The organism is Hymenobacter psoromatis (assembly GCA_001596155.1).
GTDB lineage: Bacteria > Bacteroidota > Bacteroidia > Cytophagales > Hymenobacteraceae > Hymenobacter.
Window position 1 is genome coordinate 3578704 of sequence record CP014771.1, and the last position, 24440, is coordinate 3603143.

A 24440-nucleotide genomic window follows, 5' to 3' on the forward strand; every position below is an offset into this window, starting at 1 on the left:
CTGCTATTTGCCATCTGTTCAGGCCAAACGAAAACCGACGTGTTCGATTAATTGCCTGGCAGCGCGCCGGTTTATAAATTTTCGCGGATGAGCATTCGGCCAGCGTTCAGCGCTGGTCGAATGGATACGGCCAAGGTGATGGAAATGATGGCCAGGGAGATAAAAAATATATCCGAGGCTTGCATTTTAACCGGATAGAAATCGACCACGCTCGTGGCCATGCCCATGCTCACGACGTGGAAAGTTTCCTGTATCCAGCAAATCCCTACCCCCAGTATCAGCCCCGCCACGGCCCCCACGAGCGCCACAATGGCCCCCACCAGCAAAAACGTGCGCCGCACCAGCTGCTCGGTGGCTCCCATCGCCTGGAGCACCGCAATGTCTTTGCGCTTATCAATAACCAGCATCGAAAGCGAAAAAAAGATATTGAGCGAGGCGATGAGCAGGATAAACGCGAACGTGATGAACACGAACAGCTTCTCAATCTTGATGGCTTTGAGCAGGCTCACGTGCTGCTCGTCGGAGTCGAGCACCGTGAAGCTGTTACCGAGGCGCTCGCGCAGCTCTGCCTTCACCTTGTCGGGCTTGAAGCTGGCGCCTACCCGCACGTAGAGGGCCGTGCGGCGCGCGCCGTAGCCCAGCAGGCGCTGGGCAAAGCTGAGGGGCACGAACAGGTAGCTGTCGTCGAGATGCTGCTCAATCTGGAAGACGCCGCCGGCCAGGATAGTTTCCTCGTTGAACGCCTTTTCGGGGTTGATATTGAGGGTTTTGCGGCCGGGTTCCTGGCGGGGGTAGAGCAGGCGCAGGGGCGCGAGGCGGTTGTCGAGGGTGATGCCCAACTCGTTCTGCACGCCCTCGCCGATGAGCGCGTATTCGAGGTTGCCGCGGCGCAGGCGGTGGTCGCCGGCCACGAGGTTGGAGTCGATGGGAATTTGCCCAAAGTAATTTTCCGACAGCCCGCGCATCTTCACCACCATCTGCCGGTCGTGGTATTGCAGCAGGGCATTGTCCTCAATTACTTCGGTTACCAGGGCTACCCCCGGCGTGTTCTGCACCTTGGTAAGCAGCAGGGTATCAGCCGAGAAGGACTTGCCCTCGCGGGCCGCGATAACCAGGCTGGGGTCCGACTTGCCGTAGAGCGAGCGCACCAGGTCTTCCAACCCATTGAACACCGAGAGCACGATGATGAGCGCTGCCGTGCCCACCGCCACGCCCACCATCGAGATGTTGGAAATGATGGTAATAATGTTGCGCTTCTTCTTGGAGAGAAAATAGCGCCGTGCAATGAGGAGAGGTACGTTCACAAAATCACGGATTACGCGGATTTAAACGGATTTCACGGATTTTGTGGATAGCTTCAATTCAGAAAGCAAAGAAATATACTGGCGGGTCTGAAGCCTACTCCTACGGATTTCACGTCCACAAAATCCGTGAAATCCGTTTAAATCCGCGTAATCCGTGATTTACTTCCACGCCTTTACAATCAAACCCGTGCCCGAATCGTGGGTGGTGCGGGCGTCGAGCCAGTTGAGGAGCAGGCACCACGGGAACACCACGGCATAATAGAGGGGTAGGAGCAGGAAAAACCAGCGCGATTTGCCCAGCATCAAAATCGGGTACTTCATGCTGAAGCGCCACGAAATCTGGCCCGGCTCGCCGTAGCTGTACTTGGCCTCGATGCGCTCGAAGCCGGCAGTGCGCAGCTTCTGCTGAATCTCGTGGATGTTGTAGCCGTCGCGCACGTGCTCCTCAATAAAGCTCGTCTCGGAGTCGGCGTGCACGTCGGAGCCGCCCTGGTCGGAGGGGGTAGAGATGAGCAGCATGCCGCCATCCTTGAGCGAGGTGTGGATGTTGCGAAACACCTCCACATCTTCCAGAATGTGCTCCATCACGTCCACGGCCAGCGCCAGGTCAAACGAGTTGGGCTCCTGATACAGCACCAAATCCTGCACCGCAAATTGCACCTGCGGCCGCCCGATGGCCCGGAAAAAGTTGTTGGAATCGGCCACCTGCTCCTCCTTCACATCCACGGCCAGGATGCGCCAAAGGTTGCTGATGCCGCTGAGCCAGTAGCTATACTGGCCGTAGCCCGCGCCGGCGTCCAAAATATCCAGCGGCTGGCGGGTGCGGCCCTTGGCCCACTGGCGCAACTCGCGGTGCACGTGCCAGGTGCGCAACAGCAAGAGGTCGAGCAGGTTATAAAACAAGCGCCGCAGCCACGGCGAACGGTTGAAGACGTTGCCCAGGCTGCGCTTAATCGGGTCGTAGTACAAAAGAAATTATGAATTATGAAGTATGAAGTATGAATTGCTAAGAGCAAGTCTATTCATCATCCTTGGGGTTGAAGAGCCGGGGGCGGGGTAGGGCGGGCGCGTCGTCGGCCTCAGGCTCGGCGGCCGGAATGTCGAGCTGGCTGAGCACCTGGTCCATGTGGGCGGCGTAGGCGGCGCTGTCGTCGTGGAAGAATGTGAGCTCGGGCACCACGCGCACCTGGCTGCGAATGCGCTTGCCCAGGGCAAATCGAATTTCCTTGGTGTGCTCCTTGATGGCTTCGAGGCGCTCGGGCGCGTCGTTGCCGATGAGCAGGCTCAGGTAGATGCGGGCCACGCCCAAGTCGGGCGTCACCTTCACGGTGCTGATGCTGGGCACCAGCCCGCTGCCAAACAAGTGCGGCAGGTCGCGCTGGAGCACCTGGGCCAGCTCCTGCTGGAGCAGGCTGGCCATTTTTTGCTGTCGTTTGCTTTCCATAGTAAATAGCAAAGGTAGTTTCGGGTTTCTAGTTCCTGGTTTCGAGTTCACAGTTCCTGGTTTCTGGTTCCTGGTTTCGAGTTGCAGATTCTTGAATCAAGTGTCCGACCTTTGCCAACTAGAAACCAGGAACCAGAAACCAGGAACCAGAAAATTTGCTGCGTTTTTTCAAAAGCTCTCTGCCGGCCCAGGTGCTGGTGCTGCTGGCGCTGGTGCTGGCCCTGCGGGTGCCGCTGCTGTGGTGGGGCCTGCCCACCACGGCCGCCGAGCTGCGCCTACTGCTGCTGGGCGAGGGGGTAGGGGCCGGGGCCTGGCCCTACCGCGACCTCTACGACGGCACCGCGCCGCTGGCCGCCGCCGCCGCCGGCCTGCTCGAGCTGGCCTGGAGCCGCCCGCTGCTGCTGTACCGCGCCACCGCGCTGGGCCTGCTGGTGGTGCAGGCGCTGCGCTTCAACACGGTGCTCAACCAGGCCGACGTGCATCCCGAGCGCGGCTACCTGGCGGCGCTCACCTACCTGGTGGTGGGCAGCGTGAGCACCGACCTCGACACGCTGTCGCCGCTGCTCATTGGGCACACGTTCATCGTGTTTGCCCTCAGCACGCTGCTGCCCACCTCGCGCGAGGGCTACGACAACCGGCGGCTGTTTCGGGCAGGCTTTTTGGTGGGGCTGGCGGCGCTCTGCTACCTGCCGCTGGCGCTGTTTGTGGTGTTGGGGCTGTTTGCGGTGCTCATTTTCGCAGCCAATTCGTTTCGCAGTTCCCTGCTGCTGATGTGCGGTTTTTTATCGCCCTACGCGTTGATAGCCACGGTATTCCTGTACGTCGGGGCGTTGCCCAATTTCAGTTGGATGCACCTGGAGCGCGGCCTCATTCCGGCCGTGGCCGCCGCCGATGGCCTGCCGCCCGCCGTGGCCTGGCCGCTGCTGGGGGGGGTAGGGACGTTGCTGGCGCTAGCCCTGCTGCGCGCGACGGGCACGGCGCTGGGCCTGGTTTTTCAAACGAAATTCCGGCAATTGATGCTGGTGTGGCTGCTGGTGGCGCTGGCCGTGCTGGTCATTGGGCGGGGGCTGGCGCCGGGCTCCCTGTTGCTGCTGCTACCGCCGCTGGCCTATTTCAGCTTGTATTTGTGGCAGCGGGTGCCGGGCCAGCTGGCCTGGGTGCCCGAGCTGCTGTTTGTGGCGGTGCTGGGCCTCACGGTGGGGTTGCGCTACCGCGACTGGGTGCCCGGCCTGCCCGCGCTGCTGCGCCTACCCCCCGAAAGCGCCTTCGCCCCGCAGCCCAACCCCACTTACCGCCGCCTCGTGGCCGGCCGGCCGGTGCTGGTGCTGGGGCCGGGCCGGCGCATCTACCTCGACCATCCGGCCGCCCGGCCCTACCTCGACTGGCCCCTCGCACAGGCTGATTTTGGCCACCTCACCGAGTACGGAGCCGTGGTGCGCGTGGCCCGCAGCCTCGGCCCGCAGCCGCCGGCCTACCTGCTCGACCAGGCCGGCTTGCTACCCCGCCTGCGCTACTTATTGCCCGATGTGTTTGGCCGCTACGAGCCGGTGCCCGGCGTGCCGGGAGTATATCAGTATGTGCGGTAAGCTTCAGCTTGCCGGGTGAACGTAAAAAAGCCGCTTCCTGCTGTAGAAAGCGGCTTTTTATAGATTTAAGTCCGGCAAGCTGAAGCTTATCGCACACTTGTTCTATTCCGCGCCGGGTAGCAGCAGCTCGGCGTTGAGCTTGGCGGCGCTGTTGCGGCGCACCACGCGGGCAATGTGAATGCTGAGTTCGTAAAGAATCAGAATCGGAATGGTTACGATAATCTGGGCCGAGATATCAGGCGGCGTGATGATGGCCGCGATAATGAGGATGACCACGATGGCGTGCTTGCGGTAGAGCACCATTAGCTCGGGCGTCACGAGGCCGGCTTTGGCCAGGAAAAACACTATCATGGGCAGCTCAAAGACGAAGGCGCACGAGAGCGTCATGGTCGTGAGCGTGCTCAAGTAGCTCTGCAAGTCAATCTGGTTCTGGATGGTAGGGTCAACCGTGTACGAGGCCAGGAAGTTGATACTCAGCGGCGCGGCGATGTAGTAGCCAAACAGCAGACCCAGGATAAACAGAACCGACACAAAAAATACCGCGCCCTTCGAGTTGGCCCGCTCGTGGGGGTAGAGGCCGGGCTTCACGAAGCGCCAAATCTCCCAAAACAAATAGGGAAATGCCAGGCAGATGCCCACGATAAACGAGGTGCTGATGTGCATGGTCAGCTGCCCGCTCATCTCCCGGTTCTGAATAATGAAGTTGACTTGGTTCTCGCACGGGTCGGTAGAGCCGAAATAATGCCCGATTTTGCAGAACGTCTGGTAGGTCCAGAAATCAGAGCGCGACGGCCCCAGAATCAGGTCATGAAACAGGAAGGTTTTGGCAAAAAACGCGCACAGCGAAAAGACCACCACGGCAATCGCCGCCCGGATGATGTGCCAGCGCAATGCCTCCAGGTGGTCAATAAAGGACATCTCCGCTTCGCCTTCGGCGGCGGCGCGGTTCTGTTGAAATTTTTGAGTGGGGGAAGCCAAGGGGTGAATGGGTGAATGAGTGAATGAGTGAATGTTGAGGGAGTGGGCGAATGAGTGCGGCAGACAGCGTCCGCCATTTACTCATTCACCCATTCACCCATTCACTCATTGAAACAATGGGTAGGCCTGCATCCACTCGTTTACCTGGTGGCGCACGCCGGCAATGCGGCCGGCGTCGGCGTGGTGCGTCAGCGCCTCGTCAATGAGTTCGATGATGCGCACCATGTCGGCCTCGACCAGGCCGCGGGTAGTTACGGCGGCTGAGCCAATACGGATGCCACTCGTCACGAAAGGCGACTTGTCATCGAAGGGCACCATATTCTTGTTGATGGTGATGTCGGCCTGCACCAGGGTGTTCTCCGCCAGCTTGCCGGTGAGGCCCTTCGAGCGCAGGTCAATGAGCATCAGGTGGTTGTCAGTGCCGCCCGAGATGATGTCGTAGCCCCGATTGGTCAGCTCTTTGGCCAAGGCCTGCGCATTTTTCTGCACCTGATGCACGTAGTTGGTATAGCCCTCGCCCAGCGCCTCGCCGAAGGCTATGGCTTTGGCGGCGATAACGTGCTCCAAGGGCCCGCCCTGCGTGCCGGGAAACACCCCCGAGTCGAGCAGCGCCGACATGGGGCGGATGTCGCCCTTCGGCGTTTTCAGGCCAAACGGGTTGTCGAAATCCTGACCCAGCATGATGAGGCCGCCGCGCGGGCCGCGCAATGTCTTGTGCGTAGTGGTGGTTACGATGTGGCAGTGCTCAAACGGATTATTGAGCAAACCCTTGGCAATGAGGCCGCTGGGGTGCGAAATATCAGCCAGCAACAGCGCCCCTACCTCGTCGGCGGCGCGGCGCAGAGCGGCGTAGTTCCAGTCGCGCGAGTAGGCCGAGGCCCCGCAGATAATCATTTTGGGGCGCTCGCGGCGGGCGGTGTCAATCACTTTGTCCCAGTCGATAAGACCAGTCGCCTTTTCTACTCCGTAAAAAGAAGGCTTATAAAGCTTGCCCGAAAAATTGACTGCCGAGCCGTGCGTGAGGTGGCCGCCGTGGCTGAGGTCGAAGCCCAGAATTTTGTCGCCGGGGTTGAGGCAGGCCAGCATCACGGCCGCGTTGGCCTGCGCGCCCGAGTGGGGCTGCACGTTGGCCCAGGCCACGCCAAACAACTCCTTCGCGCGGTCGATAGCCAGCTGCTCTACCTGGTCAACTATCTCACAACCACCGTAATAGCGCTTGCCAGGCAAGCCCTCGGCGTACTTATTGGTGAGCACCGAGCCCTGCGCCGCCATCACCTGGTCAGACACGTAATTTTCGGAGGCAATCAGCTCCAGGCCGTGGGTCTGGCGCTGGCGCTCCTGCGCAATGAGGTCGAAAACGGCCGTATCGTACACGGCAACGGGGGCGGCGGTAGGGGCAGTGGCTTGCATAGGTTCAAAAGTACGACGGAGTGTAGGGTAAGCTTTAGCTTGCCGGGTAAGGATGTGCGGTAAGCTTCAGCTTGCCTTTTTTGAAAATGCGCACTTTCACTGGCAACGGCAAGCGAAAGCTTACCGCACAGCGATGGGGTAGGGTTCCTCGCAATTCTCCACCAAGTGCAGCTCCCAGCTATCCAAATCAAGCGCGGCCAGGTGGCGCAACTTGGGGTTGAGCCGAAACGCACAGCCGGTATCGAGGCCGATGGCCCCGGCCCTGGCGGCTACGATGGCTTCAACCTCAGCCACGGGGGTAGGCACGTGGCCGTGCAGCAGGCGCTTGCCCGCCAGCCGCGAGGGGTCATAGGTAAATTCTTTGCTATAAAGCATGCTGTGCGCATCGTTGCGCATCTCGGTGGGGGGTAGGGCGAAGTTGAAGCCGGCGTGCATCAGCACAAAGTCGTTCAGCTCCAGCTGGAGGGGTAGGGCGCTCATCCACTGCACGTAGCGAACCGGAATGTCGGCGACCCGCGCTACGCCGAAGCTGGCCAGCGTCAGCTGCTTCTCGGCTGCCAGCTTCCACATGCCGTTGGCGTTGGGTTCGCCGTGGATGGTGGCCAGCAACTCGTGCTCGTGGTTGCCGCGCAGGCAACGCACCTGGTAGCCAGCGGCTTGCAGCTGCATGAGGTAGTCGAGCACGCCGGCACTATCGGGGCCTTTGTTCACGTAATCACCTAAGCAGATACAGGTGGTCGGCGGGGCGCAGGCGCAGTTTCTCCTCTACCAAGTGGCGAAAAGTGCGCAGGCAGCCATGCAGGTCGGTGGCGACGAAGCGACGCATAAATGAAACATTAGTGAATAAACTTGCCATGAGGCAATGTCACAAAAAAGTCATTTTTTGCACAATGAATCTATATGCTATCACTTGCAATATAAAATTGATAAACAGTTTATTAGCCTTATTTAGCTGAGTTCATTATTTAGCTTATTCTGATAATTTATTGTATTTTCTGACAAACATCAGAATTATTTATATGTCACAAAAAAATAATTTCTGTCCTTTTTTAATGAAGAAATTATGAATAATATTGTGAAAGTTATTTATTAAACAAGTGTTTAGCTATCTCAGTGTTTTGGTCAGCAGGTATCAGCTTATTGAATACGGTCGTAGTAGAGTGCAAGAGTCTGAAAAACCATCATTTTCTCATCATTTTCTTTTCTATATGAAAAAGCACTTACTTTTAAAATTCATTGGCTGCCAAGGGCTTAGCTAAATTTAAAACTGGCCCATTAGCCAAGGTCAAGCAAGCCTCAAATTTTATCGAGCAAAATACCAAAAGTAGCGGTGCGCTTAAAGGGATTCTGGGCGTGGCTGGCTCATTAGGTGGGGTATTCGGAGTAGCTGGTTCCATCGCCGGCTTGTTGTGGCCCAGTGACGACAAGCCAACTACCGTTACGCCGGCTCCCACGGTTTCCAGCGGCTCCATCAGCCTGAAAGGCACCATTGAGACTACTACCTTGATTGGTTCTACTTCTACGGAAGAACCTGGCACACCGCATAATTTTGATGGTAACACCAATGGCTTCAGGCGGGCTTCGCAACCTTACTACGACTGCCCAATGGGTCTGTTTAATTTGCGCCGGACGCCGCAACTGGCACAGCGGGTCTACCCGCGGGCCAAGATGTATAGCGGCTACCGGGGCCAGGTGCCGGAAGAACTTTACACGTCCTACTCCGTGACCCAGGACCTGGAGCCGGTATTCAACCAAACCTCCGGGATGCAGGTGGTGTCGGTGAAGGCGGCCATCGTGCAAAAGGTCGGCTACTCTTCCTTAGCGAGTATTGTCGATAACCCGGCTTCGCCCACTCGTTATAACCTGCTCTACGCACAAGTGGAGGCCGGCAACCTGGAAGCGGTTCCTTTCGACGCTAGCCCCACCAGCAGCCCGAACGACGATACTTATCTGGTGCAAACGCCGTTCGTGGATATAGGCTGCTTTAAAGACATGGCCTTCACTGCTCCTACTGATAGCCTGGCCCGGTCTCCGGCTTTCATCCGCATCATCGCCACGCTGCGCCGGACTAACGCTTCGGTTACCGACGCACCCTGTTTTTTCGCGCAGGACTATGCCTTCGACGCGCTAACGCAGCCCTCAGGAAATTCGTCGGGTGGGTCCGGCAGCACCTACCTGGACATCAACGATTACCTACCCTATAATAGCGGTTTCACGGTGCTCTTCAATCCAGCAGACGCTACGTTTACGGGCAAGGTGTTTCAGCAATATGGACAGTTCTTTGCGGCCCCAAACAATCTGGTATTCGACTACAACTCCTCCTTGCAAATGGACGTAGTGCGTAATGGCGGCACCGCTGGCTACGGCGGGGGTAGCGGCGGCTTTCACGCGGGCAATACTATCAGCTTTGAGGGCGAGTTGAGCATCCCGGCAGGCATGGACGTGTACATGACTACCGACCCATTTCTGAACCGAGCCTGTTCCAATCCGGGCCTGGTAGCGCAGGCAGTGGGTAGTTGTAATCCGTATAATTCCTGGGCTACCACTACCGTGCAGGCTCCGCCTACCACCAGTGTTGCGCGGAAGGATTCACCTGCTGCCAGGCTAGCAGTGGCTATTCAGCTAGCCCCTAACCCGGCTATGCAAAGCACCGTTGTCAGCTTGGTGAGCACGGAAGTCGAGCCGGCTGGTATTAGCCGGGTGGAGGTGCTGAACCTAAGCGGGCAGGTGGTGTGGCAGGCAATAGCCCCTGGCCCTACTACGCTAACGATGAAAATACCCCTGCGGGGCTTAACCACCGGCCTCTACCTGGTGCGGGTAACGACTGCCGGCGGGAGCTACGCGGAAAAACTGGTAATCCAATAAAACGGCGGAACGCGATGAAAAATCTAAAATTCGTGCTGTTAAGCGGCGGCTTATTAATGGCTTCGCTGGCGCAGGCCCAGGTTTTCCGGTGGGCCAAAGTTGGGGAAATAACCAATGCCGATAGTAGCCAACAGAGCGCCGCGACCAGCATTGCCCAGGCAAACGGGCAGGTGGTCGCAACGGGCTACTTTGTTAGTTCGCTTACCTTGGCCGGTAAAACAGTTGGCGTAGCACCTTACGAACAAGGGGCGTTTACTCTTGCCGGCCCGGCCACTGGGACCGATTCCTGGCTGCAAGCAGGACTAGGAAAAAACGTGACGGGTACGGCCATCGGGATGGATGCAGCCGGCAACAGCTACGTAAGCTATACCATTAAGGGAGATGCTACGTTTGATATGGAGACGATACAGTCGCCAGCAGACTATTATTATTCTGTCACGGCTCTGGTCAAATACACGCCGGCCGGCCGGGTAGCGTGGCTGCGCAAGCTCGACGCGGGCCGCCGGGTAGAGATAGCCAGCCTGGCCGTAGCGGCGGACGGCACCTGCACGCTGGGCGGCCGGTACGCCGGCACGCTGGCGCTGGCCGGCCAGCCGCCGCTCACCAGCAACCAGCCGGCCGCCTACGATGACACGTCGGGCTTGCTGGCGCAGTTCGACGCGGAGGGCACCTGCCGGTGGGTGCGGCAGGTTTCTGCCCCGCTGGCGCGCGTAACGAGCGTGGCCCTGGATGCCACCGGCGAAGTGAGCGTGAGCGGGTGGATAAGCGCGGCCAATATTCCCACTGGCAACACCACGGCCACGGCCACCTTCGCGCCCGGCGTAACGCTCACCAGTCAGCTTGCGGATGGCTTCGTAGCCAAATACACGGCCCAGGGCGCGTTGCGGTGGGTGCAAAAAATTGGCGGCGAGGCCAATAACTTTGCCGAAGGCGTGGCCGCCGATGCCAGCGGGGCGGTGTTCGTGTGCGGGGAGTTTGGCTCTAATGCCGTGGCCTTGGGTACGGCCACGGCCACATTCGGCCCATTTCAGCTCACTTCCACCGGCTTTCCCTCTTATCCTTACGGCTTCGGCGCCCCCGATGGCTTCGTGGCCAAATACGACGCGCAGGGCACCTGCCAGTGGGTGCAGGCCATTCGGGGCGGCGAGTACGAGGCGGTGCGCTCGGTAGCCGTCAATAAGCGCGGGGAGGTGTACGTGGGCGGCGCGGCCTACGCGGGCGTACTCTTCGGGACCAACACGTCCTTGCAGGGCACTACGGTGGGCTATCAGGGTTACGTAGCTAAATACAGCGGAGCCGGCGAGCTGCGCTGGCTCCAGAGCTACGGCGGCTCGGGCCGCTACTCGCTGGCGGCCAGTAGTTTCCGCTCGGGCCTGGGCCTGACTACCGATGGGGTAGGGCGGGTATATATCTGCGGGGCTTTCCAAAGTGATGCCTACTTTGGCGGTATCTACGCCAGCGGCACCACCGGCAGTGTAGAGTATCCCTTCATCGCTGCCCTCGACGACCAGGAGCTGCCATTGGCCGCCCGGCCCGCTACGAATGCCGCCACCGCGCTACAAGTCTACCCTAATCCCAGTGCCGGGCCGGTCCGCGTGGCCTGGCCGGCCGGCGCCCGGCCCACCCACCTCGATGTGCTGGACGCGCTGGGCCGCCCGGTGCGCACCGCCGCCCTACCCCCCGCCGCTACTGAGCATCCGCTGGACCTCACCGGCCTGCCGCCCGGCATATACCTGCTACGCCTGCAAACCCTGGGCGCGGGTCTGCTCACCCAAAAGCTGGTATTAAACTGAAACCAAAAGGGAGAGCCGATACTTATCGGCTCTCCCTTTTGGTTGAATTAAACGCAGTCTAAGCGTAGCTGCCTTTACCGTTGTCTGGCTTGTTGTGACTGCGGTTAGGGTGTTGCATCCCGGTGTCCTGGGCCTCGTCTTCGAGGCGGGTTTCGGTGGCCTCGTCGAGGTCATCGACAGGTAGGGCGTCGGCTTTGGTGTGCTCGGGCATGCCGGGCTCGTTCTTGCTGGTCTGCGACTGCTTGTTCTGCTCAGTGTGGTGGGTAGACATGGGAAAAGGAATTAATAGTGAGAAAAAATAATAAGCGGTGAATAATAAGCAAACAGGCAACTACCTACGACTCATCATTCACCGCCCATTATATTAAAATCCTTGGTCAATGGCCGAGTCTTTGGCACCGGGGTCGGTGATTTCGGCGTTGGTGTCGGTGCCGGTGATGGGTTTAATAGGTCTGGGAGCCATCTGGCCCATGCCCACGTGCGAATCGGCATCTTCCATCTCGTCGGGTCCCTTACGCCGGTCGTCGGCGTCAAGCTCATCGACGGGGCCGCGCTGGGGGCGGCGGCCGTTTTCGTCGCGCTCGGCGTCGGGGCTGGGCAGGTCCTGGTCGCGGCGTTGGTCAGCGCCTTGCTCGACGGTGCGCATGTTGTCGCCGGGCTGGTGCGGGCTGCTGTCATTGGAGTTCATGGCCAGCGCGGTTTCGCCCTCGCCATTGGCCGTGCCGAAGCCCTCCTTGCCATCCCGGTTGCCGAAACCACCGCGGGCATCGCCGTTTTTGGGCGGGTCGGCATTCGGAATGCGCAAGCCGGCGGCAAATTCTTCTTCAGTCGTATCGTCGTTGATGACGCGGATGGGGCGGTTATTAGGGTCAACTGGCATGGGTAGGGGAGGCAGCTAGTGAAAAGGCGAAGCGCCCGGTAAGTTGTACTGTGGTTTGCGGCTTTGGGTTTAGCTTCGCCGGCGGCCGGCGGCTCAAGTTGTCTGGTTGTCAGCTTTTAGCCGGCCAGCCTCCGTAGCAATTCCCTACCCCCTCATGTGGACTGAACACGACAACGCCCTGACGCGCACCTTCCGCTTCAAAGACTTCAAAATAGCCTTCTGCTTCATGACCGACGTGGCCGAAGAAGCTGAGCATCAGAACCACCATCCCTGGTGGAGCAACGACTACGCCACCGTGAGCTTCCGGCTGTGCACCCACTCGGCCGGCCGCGTCGTGACGCAAAAAGACCACCAGCTGGCCGCCGCCATCGACCAGCTGGCGGCGGCCTATAAAGGCGAGGAAGTGAGGGGGTAGGCGGCCCTACCTTTGCGCCATGCCCGAAGCCGCCGCCCTCACCCTCGTGCCTACCCCCATCGGCAACCTCGAAGACATTACCTTGCGGGCCATTCGGGTGCTGGGCGAGGTCGATGTGGTGCTCTGCGAAGACACCCGCACCAGCGGCCGGCTCATGCAGCATTTGCAGCTCAAAAAGCCGCTGCTGGCCTACCACTTGCACAACGAGCACAAGCAAGTGCCGCACCTGCTGGAGCGCCTGGCCAAGGGCGAGCGCATGGCCCTGGTGAGCGACGCCGGCACGCCCGGCATCTCCGACCCCGGCTTTTTGCTGGTGCGCGAGTGCCTGGCCGCCGGCTTGCTGGTCGAATGCCTGCCCGGCCCCACGGCCCTGATACCGGCCCTGCTCAAGTCGGGCTTCGGGGCCGAGCGGTTTGCCTTCGAAGGGTTTTTGCCGGTGAAAAAAGGCCGCCAGACCCGCTTGCTGGAGCTGGCCCGCGAAACGCGCACGCTCATCTTCTACGAGTCGCCGCACCGCATCGTGAAGACGCTTACGCAGTTGGCCGAGGTATTTGGCCCCGAGCGGCTGGCCAGCGTCAGCCGCGAGCTGACCAAGCTGTTTGAAGAAACTCTCACTGCCCCGCTCGGCGAGCTGGCCGCCACGTTGGCCGCCCGCCCGGTCATCAAGGGCGAAATTGTACTGGTAGTAAAAGGTGCTGAATATGAGCGAATTGAACGCAGCAAATACGCCGCCCGCGACGACGACGAGGAAGCCGACGACGACGACGGCGATGCCGACGATGACCCCACCGCCTAGCTTCTGGCAGCGCCCGCTGGTGCTGGGTAGCCTCAGCGCCCTGCTGCTGTGCGGCGGCTGGCCGCCCTACCCGTCGGCCGCGCCGGCGCTGCTGCTCTTCATCGGCTGGGTGCCCTACCTGCTGATGGAGCGGCAGCTTACGCTGACCGGGGCGCGCAAGGGCCGCGTGTTTGCCTGCACCTACTGGCTGCTGCTGGTCTGGAACGCGCTCACTACCTGGTGGGTAAGCTTCAGCACGCTGGGCGGCGGCATTGCGGCCGTGGTGCTCAACGCCCTGCTCATGTGCCTGCCCCTCATGGCCTTTCGGCAGACCAAGAAGCGTTTTGGCGACCGCCTGGGCTACCTCTCGCTGCCCATCTACTGGATTGCCTTCGAGCAGCTGCACCTGCACTGGGACCTCACCTGGCCCTGGCTCACGCTGGGCAACGGCTTCGCGGCCGCCCCGCAGTGGGTGCAATGGTATGAGTACACCGGCTTTTTAGGTGGCTCGGTGTGGGTATGGGTAGTGAATTTGCTGATATTTAATGCTTTAATTAGAAATTCTAAATTAAAACTTAGAAATGAAACAGACCAGCTGTGGAATGAAGCCGCTGTAAGGCCCTCATTTTTGATTTTTAATTCCCGATTTTTAATTCCCCTCCTAGCTATCATCCTCCCCATTGGACTTTCTTACCTCATCGGAGCTACTTATCAGGAAAAAGGCCCTACTACTGAGGTAGTGGTGGTGCAGCCCAACCTGGACCCCTACGTGGAGAAATTTGAGGGCGGGGCCAACTTCGTTTCCCCTAACGACCAACTCACCCGTCTTCTCCAACTGTCGGAGCAACACCTGACGCCTGCCACCCGGCTGATAATCTGGCCCGAAACCGCCCTGGAAGAGGCCATATGGGAAAAAATGGTGGAGCGGGACCCCAGAATCCAGCGCATCCGGGCGTGGCTGGGGCAGCACCCCGGCGTGGCGCTGCTCACGGGCATCACGACCATCGGCTCGTACCCGAGCAAGGAGGCGGCCAGCGCCACGGCCCGCTATCGCGACGACCTGGGCTACTACGACACCTTCAACGCGGGGGCCTACTTCGTCTCCGCCACGGCTCCCATCGCCTTTTACCACAAGTCGCGGCTGGTGCCGGGGGTCGAGAACGTGCCCCCCGTGCTCACGGCCCTGGTTTCGCACATCGACCTGGGCGGCTATGTGGGCTCCTACGGCAGCCAGGCCGAGCGCACCGTGTTTGCCGCGCCGGCTGACGCGCCGGCCTTGCGCCCCGCGCCCATCATTTGCTACGAGTCTATTTACGGTGATTTCGTGAGCCAATATATCCCCAACGGGGCCACGCTGCTGGCCCTCTTCACCAACGATGCCTGGTGGCACGACTCGCCCGGCTACCGGCAGCTACTGCGCTACGGCGGCCTGCGCTGCATCGAAACCCGCCGCGACCTGGCCCGCGCGGCCAACACCGGCTTCACTGGCTTCATCAATCAGAAGGGCGAAATCTACCAGCAGGTGCCCGCCTGGATTGCCACCGCCAGCCACGGCACCGTGCATCTGAACGACGAGGTGACGTTTTACGCGCGCTTCGGCGAGCTTATCGGGCGCGCCGCGCAGCTGCTGGCCGTGCTGGGGATAGCGGCCGTAGTAGTAGGGATGCTGCGCGCGCGCGTCTCGAATCGTTAATGCCTTAATCCAAGCGTGGAATACAAAGTCCACGCTACTATTTTATGACTCCCGACCTCCTACCCCTCTCACATTCCGTGGCCGCACTCTGCCGTCAGGCGGGCGCTTTCATTCGCCAGCAAATCACGGATTTTGATTCCTCCAAAATCGAAAGCAAGGGCCTGCACGATATGGTTTCCTACGTAGATAAGGAATCGGAAAAAATGCTGGTAGCGGGCCTCCAAAAGCTATTTCCCGAAGCCGGCTTCGTGACTGAGGAAGGCACCGTAGCTAACACCGAGGCCAACCAGACCGAATACCGTTGGATAATTGACCCGCTCGACGGCACCACCAACTTCATCCACGGCCTACCCTGCTTCGCGGTGAGCGTAGCCCTGGCTCGTGGCAATGAGCCGGTGCTGGGCGTGGTGTATGAGGTGAGCCGCGACGAGTGCTTCCGCGCCGCCCAGGGCCACGGCGCGTTTCTGAACGAGCAGCCCATTCGGGTAAGCACGGCCGCCCGTCTGGATGATTCGCTCATTGCCACTGGCTTGCCGTTCTACAAGTTCACGCACCTCGACGCCTACCTGGGCATCCTCACCGAGTATATGCAGCACTCGCGCGGGCTGCGCCGCTGGGGTTCGGCGGCCACCGACCTGGCCTACGTGGCCTGCGGCCGCTTCGACAGCTATTTCGAGTTCAACATCAATTCCTACGACGTGGCCGCCGGCATCCTACTCGTGCGCGAGGCGGGGGGTAGGGTCACGCAGTGGCTCGAAGCCGGCGACCCCGTATTCAACCGCGAAACCCTGGCCACCAACGGGCTGGTACACGAGGAGATGCAGGCCGTGATGCGGCAGCACTGGCAGCCGGGGTTTCAGCTGTAGCTTAGGGCGCACTTATCCTGCGCTTCATGAAAACTATACTGACCCTAGGGCTGGCCGCGCTGCTGGCCGGCCCCGCCGCGGCCCAAACTCAACTCGTCGGCGACATCGCTGGCATGGGCACCCGCACGGCCGAGTACCACTACACGCGCCAGGGTAAAGATTATACCGATACCCTTCGGGTGGTGAATGGACATTTTGCACAGTCCATCCCAGCGACCGACGACGGCATGGGCACTATTGTATTTCGTAATGCGTCAGGGTTCTTTGAATCTCAGCAGTTCTGGGTTGAGCCAGGTACGGTGCATTTTCAAGGCGCGCTGCAGCAGCTTAACAAGCTCGATGCCACTGGCACGCCCGAAAACAACGTGCTGAGTGCTTTTAATCACACCGTGCAGTGGAAGGACTACGGCAAACCTACTAAGTCGGAAGCTGATTATCAGGCTCTACAAGCTCAACAAGCGCAGGCCACCCGCCAGTTTATTAAGGCGCACCCGGCGGCTCGCACCAGCGCACTCCAACTCTATGAGCAAACACGAAGGCAGCCTACTTACCCGGTGGCAGCGTATGAACAGCTACTGCAGAACCTCAAGCCTACTGTGCGCCAAAGCTGGTACGGGCAGGAGGCTGCCAAGCGCCTCGTCATTCTCCGAAACCAGCCTACCATAGGCAAGGCGGTGGCCAATTTCAGCGTAGCCGATACGGCGGGCGTCCAGCATTCGCTGGCTACCTACCGCGGCAAGTATGTGCTGCTCGACTTTTGGGGGCATTGGTGCCATCCGTGCCTGGAAGCCATGCCGAAGGTCAACGCCTTGCATCAGCAATACGCCGACAAGCTAACTATCATAGGTGTTGCGATGGAGGGACCCAACAGTGCGCCACTATGGAAAAAGGCCATCCGCCAGCACCAAGTACCGGGCTTGCAGCTGTCCGAGTTACAGAGCGATAACGGTCCCGTTATTACCAGTTTCAATATCAATGCCTATCCTACCTATCTGCTACTCGACCCCCAGGGTAAGTTGGTAGCACGCAGTAATGACGTAGATGAAATTACCCAAAAGTTAGCGGCTCTGGGCAGCTTATAAAGCTGCCCAGAGCCGCTAGGCAAACTTTCCGCCTACCCGCGCCGTTTTGCTAGCGTCATGGATACGCAACTGCTCATTATCATTGCCTTGTTCGCCGCCGCGCTCTTTTACCTGGGCCGGCGCGTGTGGCAAACTTTCGCCGCCAAGGGCCAGGCGGGCTGCGCCAAAGGCTGCGGCGGGGCCTGCGGCGCGGCCTTCGATGTAGATGCTTTGCAGCGTACTATTGAGGCGCGTGCGGCCAGCCACTAACGGCGGCGCTTAAAAACTGTAGTTTTGATTAACCCCTGACCGCCCCGGCTCCGTATAGCCGGGGCGGCCTGCTTCAGGCCCTACCCCACCAATTAGCACCTATTGCCATGCAGGACAAAGAAGAAATGACCTCGCTCGTCACCGTCGAGAAAAAGCTCAACGGCGAGGGCTACACCCACGACTTTGTCGTGAAGGATGGCCGCCTGACTACGATGGACAACGACAGCGCCCGCACTTATCTGCCCGAAGATGTCACGGTCGTCGATTATTTTCGCTTCGAAGGCGAGAGCAGCCCCGACGATGCTTCCATTCTCTACGCAATCGAAACGGCCGATGGTGCCAAGGGTACCATCTCGTCGGCCTACGGAGTTTATGCCAATGGAGATGTGGACCAGTTCATTCTCCAAGTAGAATCGCTGGGTAAAAACCTGATGAAAGGAAAAAAATAAATCACGGATTACGCAGATTTTAGCGGATTTCACGGATTTTGTGGACGCAAGAAGGGCTACCCGTTGGGGTGGCCTTTTCTTTTGGTACGGCAAGCGCCGTCCACAAAATCCGTGAAATCCGTTAAAATCCGCGTAATCCGTGATTTAGCCCCACACTTTGGTGCCCTCGGTGCAGTTGCGGCACATCTCAATCTGGTCGCGGCCTCTTAACAGGGCTTGGCGGAAGCCGTGGTATTTGGGGCCGTGCCAGAGGGCGCGGAAGCTTTCGTGCTGGCGGTCGCCGAGGCGGTACTCGGCGTCTTTATCGAAGCAGCAGGGCACCACTTTGCCATCCCAGGTGATGACGCAGGAGTGCCACATCTTCCAGCAGCCGTTCACGAGCTTGTTTTTCAGGCTAAAAGTGCCGTTGCCATTGTTGGCGTAGCGCGAGTAGTAGTCGATGGTTGGGATGAGCGGCGAACCCTGTTGATAGTCGTAAATCTGGGCCGTTTTGAACCACACGTCATCTACCCCCATCGCCTGGGCCAACGCTTTGGCATCGGCAATCTGGTGCTCGTTGGGCCGCACTACCAGAAATTGAAAGATAATGCGCGGCGTGTTGCTGTTGAGCTGTTTGCGCCACTTCACCACGTTGCGGGTGCCCGCCAGTACCTTTTCCAGCTTGCCGCCAATGCGGTACTGCTGATAGACCTCCTGCGTAGTGCCGTCAAGCGAAATGATGAGCCGGTCGAGGCCGCTTTCCACCGTGCGGCGGGCATTCTCATCGGTGAGAAAGTGGGCGTTGGTGCTGGTGGCCGTGTAGAGGCCCTTTCGGCTGGCATACTCCACCAAATCCAGAAACTGCGGGTGCAGGTAAGGCTCGCCCTGGAAGTAAAAAATGAGGTACCAGAGCCGGCTGGCTACCTCATCAATGGTGTTTTTAAACAGGTCGGCGGGCAGCATGCCAGTCGGCCGCGTGAAGGAGCGCAGGCCGCTGGGGCACTCGGGGCAGCGCAGGTTGCAGCTCGTGGTGGGCTCAAATGCCAGCGCCACGGGCAGGCCCCAGGTGCGGGCCCGGCCCGTGGCGCGGCTGATAATATAAGAGCTAACTACTTGGCAGGCATTAAGAATACGGCCGGGCGTGGCTTTGCGCAATAGGGAAAGACCGTCGCGGAGGGTTGAGCGCATAGCATGAAGGTAGGCAGCGGCCCTCACAAGGGGAAAGTTAAGAGGTAAGAGGTAAGAGTTAAGATACTTTTAATCGGCACCTTAACTCTTAACTCTTAACTCTTAATTCCTAACTCGTTTACTTGGCCGCGCTGGCGGGGCTAGGGAGCTGCGCCACGGCCGCACTATACACGCCGGCTTTGCCAAACGACTGGTTTATCTCGTCCACGGCGGCGCGGCTGCTCAGGCGCTTGGGCTTGGGGTTGAGGATGGTGCCGTCTTCGCCCAGCAAAATATAGGTGGGCACCTCGCTCAGGTTATAGGCTTTGGCCAGTTCTGAGTGCATCCCGCCGATGGCCCGCACGTGCACGCCCGGCAGCTTCTTAATGGTAACAAGCTGGCGCCAAGGCATTTCCAACTCATCGAGCGCCACGTTTACGAAGACGATATTTTTGCCCTCAAACCGCTTGGCCAGGTCCTGCGCGTAGGATAAGTCGCGCAGGCACAGGCCATTAGTGGTTTTCCAAAAGTTGAGATACACCAGCTTGCCCTGAAAGCTGCTGAGCCTCACCGAATCGCCGGTAGCCGAAACCAGCCGGAAGTCAGGCGCCTGCGAGCCGATAGCCAATGCCTTGTGCTTGCTAAAGTCGGATTCCAGGGCGGTCAGGTAGTACTTGTGAGTATCCAGCGCCCGAAAATCGCTGAGCATAGCGGCCGACTGGCGCACGTGGCCAAAGCGAAACGATTCCTGCAGGATGCGGCCCAGCGTGAGCAGGCGCATGGTGCTGTTGAGGCGCTTGGTGGCTAAGGCGTAGCAGAAAGGATAAAAATCGGGGTCGGTGCGCAGGTGCTTCTGCTGCGCGGCCATGTGGTGCACATAGTTGAGCAAAAACTCCTGAAACTGCTCGTTGGCAACCGCCGTCTGGTCGTTGAGCAGGTTGGGGTCGCGCAGAAATTCGAAGTAGCCGGGCGTCATCGTCATGCGGCCTTCGCTGCTCACCACCTGCTCGCGCAAGTCAGGAAAAGTTAGGCGGTCATTGGCATTGGAGTACGTAATCTCCGCCTTGGCATAGTTATAAAAATCAATGGTAAAAGACTGCCTCGCGGCGCGGTCTTCTAAAAAGTTGCGCTCGTGCTTAATTCGGTAGTCCAGAAACGATACAAAGGGGGCTTCGTAAAGTTGAATATTATCCGGAAGTACTTGAAAACCATCGTTTGACACGAACTGCTCATCGAACTCCGCCAGGTAAGAATTGGCGTTGGCCATCTGCTGACGGTGGCGTTGCTCGTCGGTCAGGTTGCCACTATTGCGAAACCGGGTTGCGAAGCCGTTCGGAACATCGTTAGCCTTGAATTTAACCGTGCCGGGCAAATCGTCTCCTTTGAAGCGTACGTCGAGGTCCGTGCCGGGGTCCAGAAACAGGTCCGCCACCGCGTCACCATACACCAAATCGGCCTTGGTAGAGCCTGTAAGCTGTACGATGAGCCGGAATTCGCCCTTTCCGTTGAGCTTGGCGTAGCTAATGCGCTCATTGCTATCGAAGGGACTGTCATGAATTGAGACAGCAACGGTATCGGTGGTTGGGTTGGAAACCCGGCCCGTAAGTATCGCTTTGCCAGCTGTTTCAGCTAGCCGGGTGCCAGTTGCTTGCGCTTGCGCACCCAACACCCAGGCAGCGCTCAGCCAGCAAGTGAGTAAACAAGTAAATGTTAATTTCATAGAAGGTAGGACAATAGACAGCGAAGCACAACCAATGCGGATGAACCCTAAAACCTAATTCGTGTACGTATTTATTTTATCGGTAAAAGTCAATTATTGCCCCGAAGATAAGGCACGCCGCGCACTCGTTTCGCACGTTGACTTAGCAAAAATAAATAGTCCTGAAAAATATGGTTTTTGCCAAATTCTACCTCGGAATAAGACAGTTTTTCGGCATGCTTATCCCGTCCCTACCCCCTCATCCGTCGCTCATCCAAACAGGCCCTGCAAAACCTCATCCAGGCGGCTCACGGCCTGCACGCGCAGCCCGGCCCGGCCCTGGTCGGCCAGGTTCTTGCCGTTGAACTGCGACACGTACATCTCCCGGAAGCCCAATTTCTCGGCTTCGGCCAGGCGCTGGTCGAGGCGCGGCACGGCGCGCATTTCGCCGCTGAGGCCAACCTCGGCTGCCAGGCACACATCGCCGGGAATAGGCAGGTCGTTCAGCGACGACACTACGGCGGCACACACCGCCGCGTCGAGGGCCGGGTCGTCGAGGCGTAGGCCGCCCGCAATGTTCAGAAACACGTCGTGCTGGCCCAGCCGCAGGCCAGCGCGCTTTTCGAGCACGGCCAGCAGCATTTGCAGGCGCTTGGCGTCGAAGCCGGTGCTGCTACGCTGCGGCGTGCCGTAGGTGGCGGGCGTCACCAGCGCCTGCACCTCTACTAATAAGGGCCGGTTGCCCTCCAGCGTGGCCCCGATGGCCATGCCGCTCAAGCTCTCGGCGCGCTGCGACAGCAATATCTCCGACGGATTGCTGACCTGGCGCAGCCCGCTGCCCTGCATCTCGTAAATGCCCAGCTCGGAGGTGCTGCCGAAGCGGTTTTTGGTGGTGCGCAGAATACGGTAGCTCAGGTGGCGGTCGCCCTCAAACTGCAACACCGTGTCCACCATGTGCTCCAATATTTTAGGGCCGGCGATGCTGCCGTCCTTCGTGATATGGCCGATGAGCAGCACCGGCGTGCCGGTTTCCTTGGCGAATTTTAGAAACTCAGCGGTGCATTCGCGCACCTGGCTCACCGAGCCCGCGCCGCTCTCCACCAGCGTCGAGTGCATGGTCTGGATGGAGTCGATGACGAGCAGGTTGGGCTCCACCTGGTCTATTTGGCGGAAAATATTCTGGGTATTCGTTTCGGTTAGGATGAAGCAGCCGGGGTGCTGGCCGTCGGCCAGGCGCTCGGCGCGCATCTTTATCTGCGCTTCGCTTTCTTCGCCGCTCACGTAGAGAATGCGCAACTTCTTCATCATCAAGGCAATCTGGAGCATGAGCGTGCTCTTGCCAATGCCCGGCTCACCGCCGATGAGCACGATGGAGCCCGGCACCAGGCCGCCGCCCAGCACGCGGTTCAGCTCACCGTCGGGGGTGATGATGCGCGGCTCTTCCTCGTGGCGGATGTCGGCGAGCGGGCGCGACTTGGCGGCTTTGCTCACGTTGCCACCGGGCACGGTGCTGGCGGGCTTCCACTGGCCGGTGGTGGTAGCGGCGGTTTCCTTCTGCACCACTTCCTCCACGTAGGTGTTCCACTCGCCGCACGAGGGGCAGCGCCCAATCCACTTTGCCGACTGCGCCCCGCAGTTCTGACAGAAAAAAACCGTTCTTGCCTTGGCCATCTTTGCTAAAATAATTCGCAAGAATAAGGCCTGGGAAACTAAAAAGGTTGCAGCGAAGGCCACAAACCAGCCTGGCAATCGAGCACAAAAAAGCCTCAGCCGAAACGACCGAGGCTTTCCAAATGGACTTAATGGAATTTGCGCTGGGTGGGAACAGAATTGGTGCCAGAAATCAGGAAAGTGGAAATGCTATTCGCGTTGTTTCGAAATTCGGCCGCGTGCGATTGTCAGTTTGCTACCCCCGCGGCTGAGGCAAAGCGGCTGTGGCCGAGAGCCGACCCACAGACCAACCGTATGCACGAATGCCGGAATTGCTCAGCCGCAAATTTACGCAGGCGAATCACAATTTTTAGCGAAAATTCGCTAAAAAATATAAATTTGCTGATTCCCAGTAGCTTTGCGTAGGCAAAATCCTTGTTTGCGGTGAATGCAGCAGGTTTTGATTTGTGGTGATGAGGACCCCACGGTTTCTTTTTTTACTCGTTTACTACCCCCATGCTTAGTCATAGCCAAGTCGTTCGCCTCATTTTTGGCCTGAAGCTGCGCGAGCTGCGGCAGGAGCGGGGCCTGAGCCCGGCCGAGCTGGCGCGCAGCTGCGAGGTGAGTGTGAGCTACCTCAACGAGATTGAGAAGGGTAAAAAATATCCCAAGGCCGATAAAATACTGAGTTTCAGCAAGTTTTTGGACGTGCGCTACGACCAGCTCACGTCCACCATCTTGCCGCGCCGGTTGGAGCCGATTTCGGATTTGCTGAATTCGAACGTGCTCCAGGAATTTCCGCTGGCCATGTATGGCATCGAGCCCATGCAGCTGTTTGAGCTCATCGCCAACGCGCCGGCCAAAATGAACGCGTTTATCAGCACCGTTTTTGAGATTGCCCGCAACTACGAGCTGCGGCAGGAGCACTTTTTTCTGGCCGCGCGGCGCTCGTACCAGGAAATGCACGACAACTATTTTGAGGACTTGGAGGAAGCCGCCCGCGCTTTCGTGGCCACCCACCACCTCGGCCCTACCCCCCCCGCTGACTTGGAGCTGCTCGAAGCCGTGCTGACGCAACAGTATGGCTACACCATCGACCGCATCACGCTGGCCGGGCACCCGGTGGCGGTGGCGGGGCGGCTGCGCTCGGTGTTTCGGCCCACGACCAAAACCCTGCTGCTGCTGCCTACCCTGAGCCGCGGGCAACAGGCCTTCGTGCTGGGTAGAGAGCTGGGGTTCAATTATTTGAAATTAAAAGAGCGCCACTACGCCAGCCCCAATTCGCTGCCCCTGCGCTCATTTGAAGAGGTGCTGAACAACTTCCGGGCTTCGTATTTCGCCAGCGCGCTGCTGATGGAGGAAGACAGCCTGGTGCGCGACCTGCGCAAGGTGCTGGGGGCCAAAAAGTGGCAGCCCGACGCCCTGCTGGCCCTTTTGGAGCGCTACGACGTGAGCTCGGAGATGCTGATGCAGCGCCTGGCCACGCTCCTGCCCAAGCATTTTGGGTTGACTAGCCTGTTCTTCCTGCGGTTTGACCAGGCGCAGGCCGGCGCCGACTACGTGCTGACCAAGGAGCTGCACCTTTCGCGCCTGCACAACCCGCACGCCAACGACTTGCACGAGCACTACTGCCGCCGCTGGGTGAGCTTGCGCCTGATAGCCGAAGCCCGCGCCGCCGCCCCGCCCGCGGGCCTCGTCACGCTGGTTGACGCGCAGCGCTCGCGCTACCTCGGCACCGACGACGAATACCTGTGCCTGACGCTGGCCCGCGCCGGCGCGCTCGACGCGCCCGCCATGAGCGTGACCGTGGGCCTGCGCTGCGACGACAACCTGCGCCAGCAATTCAAGCTCCTGGCCGACCCCGCGCTGCCATTGCGCATCGTGAACGAAACCTGCGAGCGCTGCCCGCTAACCGACTGCCAGGAGCGCGCCGCGCCCCCGGTGCAGGTGCAGCGCGCCGCCGAGCAGGTCGCTTACGAAGCCGCCGTTGCGGAGCTGGTAGGAGGGTAGGGAGTAATGAAATGGTGGTTAGTGAGATTGTGAAGTGGTGATTAAAAGAACGTTATGCAGAAAGCGTCTGTCATTGCGAGCAACGCGAAGCAATCGCACCAGAACGAGCCGTTTGGGTATCGTTCTGGTGCGATTGCCGCGCGTTG

At 59.3% G+C, this 24440-nt stretch carries 22 protein-coding genes; 11 read left to right on the forward strand and 11 right to left on the reverse strand.

The window, feature by feature from the left end:
- Nucleotides 1-71: 71 nt before the first annotated feature.
- The 3 genes from A0257_15300 to A0257_15310 all read right to left on the reverse strand — a co-directional run bounded on the left by A0257_15300 (nt 72) and on the right by A0257_15310 (nt 2748).
- Entirely contained in the window at nt 72-1304 is a 1233-nt protein-coding gene (locus tag A0257_15300) for a hypothetical protein (GenBank protein ID AMR28319.1), read from the reverse strand.
- A 159-nt stretch (nt 1305-1463) separates the two neighbouring features.
- Complete coding sequence (locus A0257_15305) at nt 1464-2273, reverse strand: methyltransferase type 11 (GenBank protein AMR28320.1); 810 nt, start codon at nt 2271-2273, stop codon at nt 1464-1466.
- Nucleotides 2274-2322: 49 nt separating this feature from the next.
- Nucleotides 2323-2748 carry a hypothetical protein gene (locus tag A0257_15310; GenBank protein AMR28321.1) on the reverse strand — a complete coding sequence of 142 codons (426 nt, stop codon included), beginning with the start codon at nt 2746-2748 and terminating at the stop codon, nt 2323-2325.
- 155 nt (nt 2749-2903) lie between these two features.
- On the opposite strand from A0257_15310, the gene A0257_15315 reads away from it, so the two are divergent.
- Nucleotides 2904-4334 (forward strand): hypothetical protein, encoded by a 1431-nt coding sequence (locus A0257_15315; GenBank protein AMR28322.1) that lies wholly within the window; start codon nt 2904-2906, stop codon nt 4332-4334.
- A 102-nt stretch (nt 4335-4436) separates the two neighbouring features.
- Here the strand turns inward: A0257_15315 and A0257_15320 are convergent, their stop codons facing one another.
- From A0257_15320 to A0257_15330, 3 genes are all read right to left on the reverse strand, one after another.
- Nucleotides 4437-5252 carry a preprotein translocase subunit TatC gene (locus tag A0257_15320; GenBank protein ID AMR29796.1) on the reverse strand — a complete coding sequence of 272 codons (816 nt, stop codon included), beginning with the start codon at nt 5250-5252 and terminating at the stop codon, nt 4437-4439.
- Nucleotides 5253-5417: 165 nt separating this feature from the next.
- A complete protein-coding gene (gene glyA, locus A0257_15325; GenBank protein ID AMR28323.1) occupies nt 5418-6722 on the reverse strand; it encodes a serine hydroxymethyltransferase in 1305 nt (434 codons plus the stop codon).
- Nucleotides 6723-6842: 120 nt separating this feature from the next.
- On the reverse strand, nt 6843-7433 hold the full coding sequence (locus A0257_15330) for a hypothetical protein (GenBank protein ID AMR28324.1): 591 nt from the start codon (nt 7431-7433) through the stop codon (nt 6843-6845).
- A gap of 525 nt (nt 7434-7958) precedes the next feature.
- Between A0257_15330 and A0257_15335 the strand changes: the two genes are divergently transcribed.
- On the forward strand, nt 7959-9587 hold the full coding sequence (locus tag A0257_15335; protein AMR28325.1) for a hypothetical protein: 1629 nt from the start codon (nt 7959-7961) through the stop codon (nt 9585-9587).
- Between the two features lie 14 nt (nt 9588-9601).
- The gene (locus A0257_15340) at nt 9602-11380 is read left to right on the forward strand and encodes a hypothetical protein (protein AMR28326.1); all 1779 of its coding nucleotides are present in this window, start codon (nt 9602-9604) and stop codon (nt 11378-11380) included.
- Nucleotides 11381-11438: 58 nt separating this feature from the next.
- Here the strand turns inward: A0257_15340 and A0257_15345 are convergent, their stop codons facing one another.
- A complete protein-coding gene (locus A0257_15345) occupies nt 11439-11651 on the reverse strand; it encodes a hypothetical protein (protein AMR28327.1) in 213 nt (70 codons plus the stop codon).
- A 93-nt stretch (nt 11652-11744) separates the two neighbouring features.
- Entirely contained in the window at nt 11745-12260 is a 516-nt protein-coding gene (locus A0257_15350; protein AMR28328.1) for a hypothetical protein, read from the reverse strand.
- Nucleotides 12261-12414: 154 nt separating this feature from the next.
- Here A0257_15350 and A0257_15355 point away from each other — a divergent pair, with 154 nt between their 5' ends.
- The 7 genes from A0257_15355 (at nt 12415) to A0257_15385 (ending at nt 17789) form a co-directional block, all read left to right on the forward strand.
- Nucleotides 12415-12675 (forward strand): pterin-4-alpha-carbinolamine dehydratase, encoded by a 261-nt coding sequence (locus tag A0257_15355; protein AMR28329.1) that lies wholly within the window; start codon nt 12415-12417, stop codon nt 12673-12675.
- A gap of 19 nt (nt 12676-12694) precedes the next feature.
- Nucleotides 12695-13471 carry an rRNA (cytidine-2'-O-)-methyltransferase gene (locus tag A0257_15360; protein ID AMR28330.1) on the forward strand — a complete coding sequence of 259 codons (777 nt, stop codon included), beginning with the start codon at nt 12695-12697 and terminating at the stop codon, nt 13469-13471.
- On the forward strand, nt 13455-15143 hold the full coding sequence (locus A0257_15365) for an apolipoprotein N-acyltransferase (protein AMR28331.1): 1689 nt from the start codon (nt 13455-13457) through the stop codon (nt 15141-15143). Before A0257_15360 ends, A0257_15365 begins: the two co-directional genes overlap by 17 nt.
- Before the next feature lie 44 nt (nt 15144-15187).
- Nucleotides 15188-16009 (forward strand): inositol monophosphatase, encoded by an 822-nt coding sequence (locus A0257_15370; GenBank protein ID AMR28332.1) that lies wholly within the window; start codon nt 15188-15190, stop codon nt 16007-16009.
- Nucleotides 16010-16035: 26 nt separating this feature from the next.
- Nucleotides 16036-17091 carry a hypothetical protein gene (locus A0257_15375; protein AMR28333.1) on the forward strand — a complete coding sequence of 352 codons (1056 nt, stop codon included), beginning with the start codon at nt 16036-16038 and terminating at the stop codon, nt 17089-17091.
- A gap of 57 nt (nt 17092-17148) precedes the next feature.
- Nucleotides 17149-17340: a hypothetical protein gene (locus A0257_15380; protein AMR28334.1), complete on the forward strand. Its 192-nt coding sequence runs from the start codon at nt 17149-17151 to the stop codon at nt 17338-17340.
- A 107-nt stretch (nt 17341-17447) separates the two neighbouring features.
- Nucleotides 17448-17789, forward strand: a complete 342-nt coding sequence (locus A0257_15385; GenBank protein ID AMR28335.1) for a hypothetical protein — start codon at nt 17448-17450, stop codon at nt 17787-17789.
- Nucleotides 17790-17933: 144 nt separating this feature from the next.
- Here the strand turns inward: A0257_15385 and A0257_15390 are convergent, their stop codons facing one another.
- The 3 genes from A0257_15390 to A0257_15400 form a co-directional block, all read right to left on the reverse strand.
- Nucleotides 17934-18956: a radical SAM protein gene (locus A0257_15390; protein AMR28336.1), complete on the reverse strand. Its 1023-nt coding sequence runs from the start codon at nt 18954-18956 to the stop codon at nt 17934-17936.
- 118 nt (nt 18957-19074) lie between these two features.
- Nucleotides 19075-20601: a hypothetical protein gene (locus A0257_15395; protein AMR28337.1), complete on the reverse strand. Its 1527-nt coding sequence runs from the start codon at nt 20599-20601 to the stop codon at nt 19075-19077.
- Between the two features lie 303 nt (nt 20602-20904).
- Nucleotides 20905-22305: a DNA repair protein RadA gene (locus tag A0257_15400; GenBank protein AMR28338.1), complete on the reverse strand. Its 1401-nt coding sequence runs from the start codon at nt 22303-22305 to the stop codon at nt 20905-20907.
- Between the two features lie 495 nt (nt 22306-22800).
- On the opposite strand from A0257_15400, the gene A0257_15405 reads away from it, so the two are divergent.
- Nucleotides 22801-24294: a hypothetical protein gene (locus A0257_15405; protein AMR28339.1), complete on the forward strand. Its 1494-nt coding sequence runs from the start codon at nt 22801-22803 to the stop codon at nt 24292-24294.
- Nucleotides 24295-24440 lie beyond the last annotated feature (146 nt).